The organism is Parabacteroides sp. ASF519 (assembly GCF_000364265.2).
Taxonomy (GTDB): Bacteria; Bacteroidota; Bacteroidia; order Bacteroidales; family Tannerellaceae; genus Parabacteroides; species Parabacteroides goldsteinii.
In genome coordinates this window covers 2,253,370-2,266,792 of the sequence record NZ_AQFV02000006.1, presented here as the reverse complement: position 1 = coordinate 2,266,792, position 13,423 = coordinate 2,253,370, and the positions used below count along the sequence as shown (strand labels likewise).

10 protein-coding genes are annotated in these 13,423 nt (G+C 41.9%); 1 reads left to right on the top strand and 9 read right to left on the bottom strand.

Annotated features, from left to right (window positions below):
* Positions 1–113: 113 nt before the first annotated feature.
* From C825_RS08750 to C825_RS08730, 5 genes are all read right to left on the bottom strand, one after another.
* Complete coding sequence (locus tag C825_RS08750; protein ID WP_010802207.1) at positions 114–1,322, bottom strand: hypothetical protein; 1,209 nt, start codon at positions 1,320–1,322, stop codon at positions 114–116.
* A 1,041-nt stretch (positions 1,323–2,363) separates the two neighbouring features.
* Positions 2,364–3,827 carry an alpha-L-fucosidase gene (locus C825_RS08745; protein WP_121719521.1) on the bottom strand — a complete coding sequence of 488 codons (1,464 nt, stop codon included), beginning with the start codon at positions 3,825–3,827 and terminating at the stop codon, positions 2,364–2,366.
* Between the two features lie 71 nt (positions 3,828–3,898).
* Positions 3,899–5,341 (bottom strand): RagB/SusD family nutrient uptake outer membrane protein, encoded by a 1,443-nt coding sequence (locus tag C825_RS08740; RefSeq protein WP_010802205.1) that lies wholly within the window; start codon positions 5,339–5,341, stop codon positions 3,899–3,901.
* Between the two features lie 5 nt (positions 5,342–5,346).
* Complete coding sequence (locus tag C825_RS08735) at positions 5,347–8,649, bottom strand: SusC/RagA family TonB-linked outer membrane protein (protein ID WP_228100012.1); 3,303 nt, start codon at positions 8,647–8,649, stop codon at positions 5,347–5,349.
* A 158-nt stretch (positions 8,650–8,807) separates the two neighbouring features.
* Positions 8,808–9,803 (bottom strand): FecR family protein, encoded by a 996-nt coding sequence (locus C825_RS08730; RefSeq protein WP_010802203.1) that lies wholly within the window; start codon positions 9,801–9,803, stop codon positions 8,808–8,810.
* Positions 9,804–10,214: 411 nt separating this feature from the next.
* Here C825_RS08730 and C825_RS08725 point away from each other — a divergent pair, with 411 nt between their 5' ends.
* Positions 10,215–11,444 (top strand): site-specific integrase, encoded by a 1,230-nt coding sequence (locus C825_RS08725; protein ID WP_010802202.1) that lies wholly within the window; start codon positions 10,215–10,217, stop codon positions 11,442–11,444.
* A gap of 78 nt (positions 11,445–11,522) precedes the next feature.
* Here the strand turns inward: C825_RS08725 and C825_RS08720 are convergent, their stop codons facing one another.
* From C825_RS08720 to C825_RS08705, 4 genes are all read right to left on the bottom strand, one after another.
* Complete coding sequence (locus C825_RS08720; protein ID WP_010802201.1) at positions 11,523–11,825, bottom strand: helix-turn-helix domain-containing protein; 303 nt, start codon at positions 11,823–11,825, stop codon at positions 11,523–11,525.
* 4 nt (positions 11,826–11,829) lie between these two features.
* Complete coding sequence (locus C825_RS08715) at positions 11,830–11,994, bottom strand: helix-turn-helix domain-containing protein (RefSeq protein WP_044214773.1); 165 nt, start codon at positions 11,992–11,994, stop codon at positions 11,830–11,832.
* 295 nt (positions 11,995–12,289) lie between these two features.
* Entirely contained in the window at positions 12,290–13,027 is a 738-nt protein-coding gene (locus C825_RS08710) for a DUF6047 family protein (RefSeq protein ID WP_010802199.1), read from the bottom strand.
* A 57-nt stretch (positions 13,028–13,084) separates the two neighbouring features.
* Positions 13,085–13,414 carry a hypothetical protein gene (locus C825_RS08705; protein WP_010802198.1) on the bottom strand — a complete coding sequence of 110 codons (330 nt, stop codon included), beginning with the start codon at positions 13,412–13,414 and terminating at the stop codon, positions 13,085–13,087.
* Positions 13,415–13,423: the final 9 nt, after the last annotated feature.

Below are 13,423 nucleotides of genomic sequence, written 5' to 3'. Positions count from 1 at the left end.
TTAGCATAGCAATAGACTTTTCTATAAAATATAGGCGCATATTCTTTTCTTCAGCTTCGTCACTTATATAACTATCCTACCCAATCATCCACGACCATTTTTTGATACTTCAATCAAACTAATTCAAGTAAAAATTTCATCTTTTCTTTTTCTAAAACACTTAAACAGTTATCGTATACTTTCACATTTCCTTTCATTAGATTCCAATCAAACCAACATCTATTATCATATAGTACTCCTACAGACCAAGGTAAACCTTCATTCATACTCAATAATTTCCAGTAAGATTTATCACAATCATTTATTATTCCACCATTATTATTTCTAAAATCCTCTTCACGCCAAGGGAAAGACATATTAGAACAAATTTCTTTTATATTTAAATAAGGTTTATATTTATCCACAAAGTCCAAGCTCCAAGGCAATGAAGGATTACTACTGAGACCTCCCATACCCAAAGGAGGACACCAGCATTCTTCCCAATGCAATTTACATAAATATTTATCAATCAAACATTCATTCCACATATCTCCTGTATTTAAACTAAGCTCTCCCCAATCAATAAAACCATCAAACATCTCTATCAATTCCTCATTCCAGTGAATACCCGAATTGCCACATAAACCTATATCATCGGTCATTACCCAATCTGATGAATATCCCCAGATCCAGTTATATTTATACTTTTGTATAAACTCAGAACTCCAAGGTAACGCTGGATTCATACTTAATCCAGCCCAATTTAAACGATCCATATATTTAATGATTAAATCATCAGTCCAAGGCAACGATGGATTGGCACTTATCAAGTTCCAATCCCATAAATTCTCATAATATTCCAACAAATAGTCAGACCAAGGCAATGACAGATTAGCACTTAAATTAACCCAATTTAATCTATCAACATAGCGATTTATAAAATCAATTGACCACGGTAACGATTTATTTAAGCTCAACAAATTCCAATTTAACTTAGATTTATACTTATTAAGCAGCAACTCATTCCAGAATATTCCCTCATTAGAAGACAAGATATCCCATTCCCAATAATCATAATATTTATCAAAAAGATCTGCTGTCCATGACAAACACTTATTTCCACTCAAATATTCCCAATTAATTTTTTCTTTACCCCAAAATTCTATCAGATACATATCCCAATTTAAAGCTTCATTTCTACACAATTCATCAACATTCAAAATTTCACTATAATGATATATATCATATTTTTCAAAACCATAAAATCTACTTAATACATCAATAAAAAAATTTCTATATTCAATATATAATACAGTTAATTTCATATCATCCAACTTTTCCATAATAATTAGAGCCTGTTTAAATTTCACAGTTTGAAATAAATAAAGTGTTTCCTCTTTCTGCTAAAATAATTATTTTTAATTACTAAGTTTCAAATAATTATGTATTGTACGGATTTAGAAGAAACACAGTGGCAAGTTATCAAGAAAATCTTGAACTTGCAAGAAAGAAAGCGAAAATACAGGGCAACCGCACCAAAATAGTTCTCGCCCGAAAGAAAACGGATGGGGAAATGTTCTTTTTTTGATAAGTGCCATTTTTGCCAACACAAAACACCGTTTTACATAATTGAAATGGTAGTTTAAAATCAATGAGAAAGTCCGCGACGGAAACAATCTTCCCCCTCCATGGTTTTCATACCTCTGCCTTCACACTCGTAACACACTGTATTATATCCTTTTGTGGTGAAACCAGCCTTTTCACTATTGTTTTTGGAACCGTAACAGGAACCCTTCCGATGAGTAGGCATCTGTGGGGAAATAGATAGTTATCTATGTGGACACGGATAGTTATCCGTTGGGGAAGAACCACTCGTCTTCACACAGTCATGTGAGTAGTGCTGACACTACGATGCCGGCCGGATGGGATAGCAGTACCGGTATGACGGTACACCTACCCTATAACGTACATACCAATAGGGTATAGGGTACCGGACGCTACTTTACAGGGTATAATCTGCCGGACTATAGGGGAAAATCGTACGTATTCTTGGGAAAAGACGTACGCTTTTGTTCGAACAATATTTTATCTCCCTTCACAGCAAACAACTGTCCTATAATATGTTACAAACACTGAAAGATGAAATCAAATTTATAAAACTCCATTGGGAGATTGATTTTTTCCCCTAAAAACGAGAAGGTGTGTCAAAACACTATTACCGAACGCAGACGGAGCGCAGACAATAATTATTTTTTAATAAAAGTTTGTGCCTGTCTGCGTGTTCTGAGTCGTTAGCGTTCAGTAATTACTATTTTGACACATCACCCAATCAATTGAATTCTTATTTCTGAGCCTCCATTCGCTTCATATTCGATAATTTCCGGTCATTCTCCTTTACTGATACGATTGTTCAGTTCTTTCAACAAAGCATACGATTTCGGAGAAATCGTTCCATCCTGATAAATCCGGACATTAATCATCGGAAGATTTTTTCGTTTGTTAGATTCTTTCACTACCTGCGTCAATTCGTCAATGGAAAGAACAGGATCACCGATAATGGAATCTTTATAAATGTGCGTCCAGTCACCCGGCTCCAATGTTCCGGAGAAAGTTGCCTGTAAGCCATCCTGAGGGCCACCGTGAAACAATCCGTCCCCATCCAACGGAAGAGAAGGATCGTTAACACCGGCACTGGCCAAAGACAAACCCAGTTCGCCAGCATAATAATCCTGAAAGTCCGTCAGTTTCGGCAATATCCAGGAATTAAAACAAATCGCCAACTCCTTATTTCCACTTTTGGCGGCTTTAGCAATCTTTTCAAACGAAGCGCCGTTAGGATAATAACCGATACCGTCATCCATCCACAAACCGGCCAGACGATTTCCATACCGCTGGCTAATCTCTCCCACTATCTTTTCCACATTTGTAAACAAATCTCCTGCATTATCACGTGTATAATGCTGCTTGTCCCACCATTCTTTATCTCCATGACCGACATGGTAATACAGAATCAGACGAATGCCGTATTTACCCAACGCATCAGATAAATCAGCCACTAAATCTCTCTTTGTGGTACGCCCCGGCAAAATAGAATCGATTGCCTGTATCGGAGCCGGGAAATAATATTCCGCCCACGACGTTGTAAAAAATATCAACTTCCCGCCACATTCGTAAACAGTTCGTGCAAAGCGGTCCACATCAAAGTTATTGACCGCATCCTCATAGGCTAACGGCTCTCCTGACTGAGGCATACTCTTTGAATTCCAGTGGAAGAAAAAGCCATAAGGCAAATCCGCCATCCAGGATGTATTACTGCGAAGTGATGTAGCTTCCGCCCGCAGCTGCTCATAAGTCTCCGGCCGGGTGACTTCCAACGAGTACAGATACACATTAAAATCATCCTGCTTACCGGGTTTGCCAATCTTTAAAGATAAAACGGAAGTCCCCTTATTAAAATGTAAAGGACGGGGGAACCGGCAACGCTGCCATCCGGTTGTATTTATCCGGCAAATAACACTGTCCGTTCCATTGGATAATACCAACTCCGTTTCTTCCCCATCTCCCATCCGGTTGACAGAAACGATCATTTCAGCCATGTAGTCTTCACCGTCCGTATTGACTTTCCAGGATATTGACTGCTCGGGAGTTTTCCAGTTCTCCGCCCAGAATGCTTTATAAGGTTCTTCCGGATAAAGTTGTTTCACACCATTATTCAGTTCTCCACGAAAAGGAATCAACCGGTTTATGTTCGCCGAATCCAGGTTTAATGCCGTCGGATCAACCGGATTACTGCAAGCGGCCAGACACATAACAAACAAAGACAAAAAATAAATAAATTGCTTTTTCATTCGTATTTTACGGATATAGGAAGGGCCAATCAATAATAACTCAGACCGGCCCTTCATGTATTCTACATTAATTATCTGTAATCCGGATTCTGAGGTATGTTGTTATTCAGAATTTCGGTATCAGGAATCAACCAAGTATTGTTGTAAGCACCGATGGGGACATTCAATCTGCTGCCACGCGCTTTCTGTACCTTATCGAATGTCTGGGTACGTTTCAAATCGTACCAGGCAAAACCCTCTTCATACAATTCATGCTGACGTTCCAGCAGAACGGCTTCACGGAACTGGTCCTGAGAAAGTCCGCTCAAGTCAGGCACGTTTGTCGGGTCGTTCTGGTCGACACGGGCACGTTTACGGATAGCATTGATATATTGATAAGCACCGGCCGGTCCGTTTATCTCATTTTCAGCTTCGGCGGCAATCAGATACATTTCAGCCAAACGAATCAATTGAGTCTGCCAGGTCAAAATATTGGTATTAGATGCTGGCAACTCCTGTTCCAGATACTCTTCATTGATATACTTATTATAATATGTACGCGCGATGACTTTATTTCCTTTCGCATTTACATATTCAGGTTTAATTCCCCATTCTTTACGCATATCACCTTTATCGAAGCTGGCGATAAAAGCATCTGTCGGAAGATACAAGGCTGTCTGGCTGCCAATCGGTGAAGATTCATTATGCATACCGCTATAGCTATCGGGAGCGGAAAACAACTGAGCCCAGATAGTTTCAGCCGTATAACGTTCCGTCTTAAAGACTTTATCGAAGGTAGGCATCAAAGAATACTGACCGCTGTTGATTACTTCAAGCGCTTTCTCTTTGGCTTTCGCATAATTTTCTTTCTGATTCATCGGGAAGCCGGCTGATGTCAGATAGATACGTGCCATAATCGCTTTTACGACCCATTTATTTACACGTCCCATATCCTGCGCTTCTTCCGGAAGTTTTTGTTCCGCATCCAGAATATCGTCAAAAATAAACTGATAGATATCAGCCTGCGGCGTACGGTCTATTGCCACGTCGGCATCACTGGTCACGACTTTATCCCGCAAAGGGACATCTCCAAAGAACTGGACCAATGTAAAATAAGACCAGGCACGCAAACATTTCGCCTCACCGATAATACGATTCTTGGTTTCGGCAGTAAAATCCTTATCTTCTATCGACTCCAATATCATATTCGCATTCTTTATCGTACTGTATGGGCCGGACCAGGCATTTCTAAAGGCATAAAAACCATATCCCGGATTATTTGCCCAGATATCCCCGACCTGTTCAGCCGATTCAGGCTTATCATTATAGTCGGCAAAAACTTCCGTCAGATTCAGATTTTGTCCCTGAGGATATAACCCTTTCAAAGCTCCGTCAAAATCTTCCACCGTTTGATAGAAGGAAGAGGGAGAAATAAATGTTTTCGGGTCTTCTTCCAGCCAATCGGAGCAAGAAGCAGACAGAATAACCGGTACAGCCAGCAATATATTTTTAATCAGTGTTTTCATTCTTTTCATACGTATTAAAATTTAACCTGTAAACCCAAAGTAAATGATTTCGCAGACGGGTAAACCCCTCTGTCCCATCCGTTCACGGCAGAAGACGTCCAGGATGCTTCCGGGTCATAATGAGAATAGCTTGTAATCGTAATCAGATTCTGTCCGCTCAGATAAACCGAGATATTAGGTTTACGGGAACCCGCGAACCATTGAGACGGCAACGTATAAGCCAGTTTGATATCTTTGAATCGCAGATACGAACCGTTTTCCACCCAAACCGAACTCGGGTCACCGAAGGCCAGATAATCCTTGGTCGCAACAGAAGCACGTGCATATTTGGCATTCGGATTTTCAGGAGTCCAATGGTTTTCCCAGACATCTTTGCGGATATTCCATGTGCCACCGATATTAGTGATACTTTTATTAAATTCATTAACGATATCACCACCAACACTACCTATTAACAGGAATGATAACTCGAAGTTATTCCAATTGATAATATTCGTCAGACCGAAAGTAAACTTAGGCTGCGTATTTGCAATAATCGTTTTATCACCTGTTGTAATACCAGCTTTCCCGTCCGTGTCTTTATACCGGTAATCACCTGCTTTCTTGGTTGCTTCGCCATTCAAACGAGCTTCTTCATCCGTCTGATAAATACCTTCTATTTCGTAGCCATACAATTGGAACGGAGCTTTACCGACAAACAGAGGGAACCAGTTTCCGCCACCGATAGGAGCATCTATCCGCTGAATCTTATTTCCATACACATCCGAACCCAAATCTTTCACGATTGATCTATTGGATGTAATATTCAAATTAGTCGTCCAGTTCACTTTTCCTTTCATATTGATTGTATTGATAGATATTTCAAAACCTTTATTATCAATACGTCCTAAGTTTCTCAGCATAGAAGAATATCCGGAAGACGGGGGAAGAGTCGCATTATACAGCAAATCGCGCGTTTGTTTCCAATAATAGTCAAAACCGATATTCAGGCGGTTGGAAAAGAATCCGAAGTCGACACCTATATCCGTTTGTGTAGTTGTTTCCCATTTCAAGTCGTCGTTTGCCATGGAGGATAAACCGAAACCAATATCTTTTCCATCACCGAAAATAGGACCGGAAGTTCCCAGACGGGCGAAAGTCTGATACGGGCTAATAGATTGATTACCGGTCTGTCCGATACTGGCACGCAGTTTCAGATTGCTCAGCCAATCAATATCTTGCATAAAATTCTCTTCCGACAAACGCCAGGCCAATGCGGCGGAAGGGAAGAAAGCGAATTTATGGTTCTTACTGAATTTAGACGAACCGTCATATCGTGCGGTGACAGTCAACAGATATCTTTCCATCAGGTTATAATTGGCACGTCCCAGGAAAGAAGCCATCCGGTAATCGCTGTAACCGGAAGACGGAGTTCCGGGTGTAGAAGCTACTCCCAAATTATTCGTTTCATAGACATCGCGCAGAAATCCTGTACCTGAGCCGCCCAAATCATTATACTGATAGGTCTGGAAAGTAACACCACCCATCAGGTTCAATGCATGATTCTTATTGAACCGCTTGTCGTAGGTCAAAATATTCTCATTAATAATAGTATAATAATTAGATTTTGACTTAGACGCATCACCATCCAATTTACCTCCGGCAGACAAACCAATCGGAATGTACCGGTCGGAACTACCCGCATTGACTTCAGCACCGGCATTCACCCGGAAAGTCAATCCGTCGATAATCTCATAGATAAGCGACATATTCGCCAGTAAGCGGGAATTAACGGTTTTATTCTTATACAATTCAGCCATACCGACAGGGTTTGTTCCTCCCCAGGGAGTTCCCGAGAAATTGGTGTACTTGCCATCGGCATCTCTGATTTCCTGTATCGGAGCCATGACCATTGCCGTATAAGCAATCGCTCCCCAGCCATCCGCATTACTGTTCGCTGTATTCTGAGTTCCGTATGAATAAGCGATACTGGCATTCAACGACAAATTTCTCGCCAGCTTCTGGTCGCCATTAATACGCAATGCAAAACGGTTATAATCAGAACCTTTGATAATACCTTCCTGGTTCATATAGTTCAGAGAGGAGTACAACTTCGTTTTATCCGTACCGCCCGAGACAGACACCTGATGACTATGCGTCAAGGCAGTCTGATAAGCCAGGTCCTGCCAGTCATTGTTCGGCAGCATAGCTGCTTGCTCCGGTGTGATGGCAATACCGTTCCCGTCATTTTGGGAAACTTCATTTACCATGGCGATATAATCATCTTTTCCCAGTAAATCCAGTTTCTTTCTTAAAGAAGAAACACCGACATATCCATTATATTCAAGGACCGTATCGCCGGTACGTCCTCTTTTCGTCGTAATCATAACGACACCGTTCGCACCACGTGAACCGTAGATAGCCGTAGAAGATGCATCTTTCAATACTTCCATCGACAGAATGTCTTCCGGGTTAATATCCGAATTCATCTTTTCTACCGGCATACCGTCAATGACATAAAGCGGTTCGTTACCACCTGCCAGGGAGTTACTTCCACGGACACGAATCATCATCGATTCACCCGGCTGACCGGTTCTGGCATTAACCTGCACACCGGCTATTTGCCCCTGCAACGCACGGTCGGCACTGGTTATACCCACCTGGCTCACGTCCTTCATCTGCACGGAACCGACAGCTCCCGTCAAGTCGCTCTTCTTTACCGTACCATAACCGATAACCACAACCTCATCCAAGGCTTCGGAATCCTCGCGAAGTGAAACATTAACGACATCTCCGCTTCCAACCTTTACTTCCTGGGTGTTGTAACCAATATAAGATATCTGCAACACACCACCTTCCGGGACTTCCAGACTATACCGTCCGTTCATATCCGTAACTGTTCCGTTCGTTGTTCCCTTTACGACTACATTCGCACCAATAACGGGTTCACCGGTTTCATCCTTCACAACTCCTGATATATTTTTCGTTGAAGAAACAGTCCGGGCTTGCTTGTTGATAATAATATGTCCGTTACTGAACGTTATCGAACAACCGGAACCTTCCAGCAACTGTTCCATAACCTCTTTCACATTACTGTTCTTTGGTAACTTTGTCAGGACGCGAGAATCGTTTACTTCCTGCGTGTTATAATCGACAAACAGTTTGGTCTGTTGCTCGATTTGTTTGAAGGCTGTCTTCAGTGTTACATTGCTTCCGGTCAGGCGCACTTGTTGATGTTGCGCATAAGAAAATAAACTGATGGAAGATAAAGCTGTAATAAACAACAGCCTGGATACACTTTTTCCGTTATTTATACGTATTAGATTAGTTAATTTCATATATTTGTACATTTGAAAATTGAATATTAATAAAACCATGACGATTTACTCGTCAATCCAAAGATGTTCAAGATTCGATTTCGAATTCCGGAAAGAGGGATTTTCGCACTTTCTGTCTTTCCGGTTTTCTTTTGTTCATATTTGTTTACTCCTATATTTTAGTTTATAAATACCACCTTTCCTTTTATTTTATAATGTATACCAATCAGTTGTTGCAGAATGTTCAGCACATCTTCCAGCTTCTCATCCGGCGAGAATTTGACATTATAATATTCTCCCGCAAACTTTTGGGAATTATAATGAATCGTCACATTGAACTTACGTTCCAAAGAGGCCATCAGACGGCTGAAAGATGTATTTTCAAATATCAGATAGCCGTTTCTTTCCATATTATATAAGGAAGCGTCGATAGAATGGACCATCACGGTATGTTCTGAATGCGAATAAACCAACTGTTGATCAGGCTTTAGCACAGTCGGCTGAATGTCTTCATTCCTAACAGATACCAGTACACTTCCTTCCTCCAATGTTGCCATGGAACAGGAGTCGCCCGGATAAGCCTCCACGGTAAAGACAGTACCCAACGCCTGGACATCAAGGTAAGTCGTCTTCACAACAAAGGGTTGCTCCGGATTCTTACGGACAGAGAAGGATGCTTGCCCGGTCAGGTAAACCGTTCGTGTATCAGTATCGGTAAAATCTTTCGGATAAACCAACAGCGTACCGGCATCTACCCACACCTTCGAACCGTCAGGCAATACCACCTGCTCACTTTCTCCGTAAGGGACGAATACCTGTGCCATTTCCACATGACGGACCGGTTTAAAACGGTCGGTTGCCCAATAGGTCGTTCCGGCAGTCATAATCATCAAGACAATAACGGCCGCATATTTCAACCACTGGCGATAGAATGGCACCGAACGTTCACGAACGGGGAGCACGGAAAGATGCCTTTGCAAAGCCTTCCAATCACTATGGGTAGAATCCGTCACCTCCGGCTGAGATTTCTTCCACAAATCCTGCAACATTTCTTCTTTCTCAGCTTTTGCATCGTCCGCCCTCAACCAACGTCCAAACAAGATACGTCCATATCGGGAAAAGTGCTTTCCGAAGTAGAGCTGCATGAGTTGTTTTATCTTGTTGTTCTCTTCCATAAAATATCCGTCTTTATATGGATGTAGGTTTATGACAACAATACACACAATCAAAAATCAACTTTTTTTGAAAATAGTTTGATTCCGGTACTAACGGGTGCTATCGTTGAATGTGTTTCATAGTAATGAAACAGTTGTTTCTTCGGTGTGAAACAAAGTGTTTTAAAAAGATGCGCAAAGATAACGCAACCATGCTAAAAATCAAATAGTTATAAAACATATTTTTTAGCGAGGTCGGAAAAGAAAGCAAAGGAAAGCATATTTGGAAGGGAGTTACGTTACCAAATCGTAACTCACCTCCAAAGTCCCCTAAAAGGAATATAATAGATTAATTTTCAATAGGTTGCCTACTTTTGCATAACCTCAAATAACTCAACAGTAATTAAATTTGTAACTAAAAAAAGTTGAGTTATGAGAAGTACATTCAAAGTGTTATTTTACACAAAGAACCAGTCAGTGAAAAACGGTAAAGTACCTATTATGGGCCGTATCACCATTAACGGAACCCAGGCAGGTTTCAGTTGTAAGAAAGAAGTGTCCCTTACGTTGTGGGACGTCAAAGCCAACCGGGCAAAAGGTAAATCCGAAGAAGCCCGTACTCTCAATCAGGAACTTGATAATATCAAGGCCCAAATTACCAAGCACTATCAGTATATTTGCGACCATGACAGTTTTGTCACGGCTAAGAAGGTCTATAACCGTTACGTCGGTTTTGGTGAGGACTATCACACGCTTATGGCACTTTTTAAAGAGCAACTTGAATCGTATAAGGAAAAGATAGGTAAAGGAAAGGCGGAAAGCACTTACCGTGGACTGGTTGCCGATTATAAAAGCCTTCTGCTTTTCATGAAAACCAAAAAGAATATCGAAGATATAGCTATTGATGAACTTGAAAAGCCGTTCATTGAGGATTATTACACATGGATGCTCGGAACAGCGGGAAATGCAAACGCTACGGCTTTTAGCCGTGTCAACACTCTGAAATGGTTATTGTACATCGCACAGGAAAGAGGCTGGATAAGAGTCCATCCGTTTGTATCCTTCGAATGTGTGCCCGAATACAAAAGACGTTCCTTTCTTTCAGAAGAAGAACTGCAAAGAATAATTCATGTAGAACTGAAATACAAGCGCCAGCGTGCCATGTGCGATATGTTCCTATTCATGTGCTTCACCGGTCTTGCTTATGCTGACCTGAAAGCCATAACCTATGACAATATCCATACCGATTCCGACGGTGGCACATGGTTGATGGGAAACCGTATAAAGACAGGAGTTGCATATGTTGTAAAATTGCTGCCGATTGCCATCGAACTGATAGAAAAATACAGAGGTGTGGATGAAAAGAAGGATTCCCCCGATTGTGTTTTCCCGGTAGGTGAATATAATACCATGTTCCTCAGTCTCAAAATTATAGGCAAGAAATGCGATTGCCGAGTCGAAGTTACCCCACATATCGGCCGCCATACTTTCGCTGTCCTTGCGATTCTCAAAGGGATGCCGCTGGAAACCCTGCAAAAAGTTTTAGGGCATAATTCCATTCTCTCCACACAGATATATGCCGAACTTATCAACCCGAAAGTCGGTGAGGATACAGACAAGCTGTGCGAGAGAATCGGCCACGTTTACAAACTTGCCATGTAGCATAGCATGACAATAAAAAGAAACGTCCTCCCAAGCCACTCGCTGAAAGGACGTTTCTTTTCTTATTCTTACCTTACTTTATTTCCTAAATCGTCTGAAATCCTTGTAATTCTTTTTTAGCACTTCATACAATCCGCTTTCCGGATAAAGCAGCTTTCCCCCGATAGTGGTATAGGGTATCGTCTTTTCATCTCTTAACGTTTGCAGCGTGCGCCGTGAGATATGCAGCATGGCGCATACATCGTCCCCGGTCAGGTAATGTTCATCCGCAATTGTCGGGCGTATCCGTACCGTGGCATCCTCCACCGCTTTTCCCGTTCTCCTGATCCAACCGGTTAATTCCTTAAACTCTTCCGAATCTTTTGTGATAATCTCCGCCATACCTTTATTTTCTTTTGGTTAGTCCGCTTTCCAAGATCTCCTGAATATCCGTTTCTCGGTAGAAGAATTTTCCTCCTACATTCGAATAAGGGATAAGTCCATTATCCCGATAGTTTTGCAGGCACCGTTTCGATATGCCCAGTGCCAGGCACACGTCCTGCGCATCCATTCATTTGTCCGGTGCGGGCGGGGCAATCCTTTTATGAAAGTCACCCATTTGTGCGGCCAGCGTACTGACCAGCTTCCTCAACTCTTGATACGCACTTGTTTCAATAATTGTCAGTTCCATACTAAAATCACTTTTAAGTTTCTAAATATGTGGCAAAATAAGGCACATCTTACATAACTTCCAAACCTCTGAAATCAAAGTCACCCGTTGGCGTGCATTGGCCTGATAAAACAAAAGGCCGTCCCTCATCCACGCAGCAACGGGCCTTCCATCCTTTTCCTTGTCTTTCGTTTTCCTACATCTTTCTGCCTTTACTCTTTTTCGGTATTTCTTTTTCAACCTTCATTTTCGGAATGGCATCTTCTTTCTGCCGTGTATCGGGAAAATGTTCATACAACAGTTTTTCGGCCAGTTTCTTCGCTTTCTCCTGCATCTCGTCATACACATCCCATCTGTCCCGACCCAGCAGCTTGTTTTCAATCCTTTCAAATTTCTCATGAAAACTGAAATTGTCCGGGTACTCGTCTATAAGTCCGTCTCTTGGATATCCCTTGTCCATGATATGGAGCAGTGTCATCCGATCATAGTTATCCACGCTCCGGGCTAAGCCAAGCCCTTTCTCATTGTCCGTCAATCGGGCATAATTCTCCCATGTGGGCGAAAGGTCATACACCTCTTTGTCCGTAACACTTTTAAGAGCCGATTTATCCAGAAAGGCATCCGCCGGAATCTTTTCCAATGGCAGCAAACTGTCGTAATTATCATAACAACGGTTTATTTTCCCCGCCATCAGCGAAGGCCATCCTCGAAGCTCATATACCGTCAGCGACCTGCCTTCAAAGTCCGGATCAAAGAAACACCTCTCGATATTCGCCTCCATAAAGGCACCGTATTGGTGGTTTCCCTTGTAATCCCGGCCGAAAAGCAATACCCCCTTGTCTGTTTCAACGCCCGTATAAAATTTGTTCCCGTGTTCCAAGTCATCCAACATATCCGCCACTGCTACGGGTGATGACTTTATTTCTTTCCACATTTTCGGCGTAAGCAGACGGGTATAAGTCTCATCCTTTGAGAACGGGTCTATTTCATTTCACAGGCAATACACCACTTCCGACAACCGCTGATACCTCTGCAACTCTATCCCATGCTCATCCATTGTCTTTTCCAACCTTTTCAGGTAATCCTCATTGTTTCCTTCCTGCAAGGGAGGTACGATACCCATATCGGGCACATTATAATACATCAGGCCCATAGCCGGCATTTCCTCGCTTTTCAATGCCTTTTCCACATCCTCCTGCATGAACTCCTGAAAACCTTCCTCTCCCGTACCTTTCATGCTGATATGCACGGGATTGAAAAATTTGTCCACAGTTATATATACGCTGCCGCCTTTTATCGTTCCGTTCTGTTCATTTTCCATAAATCAAAG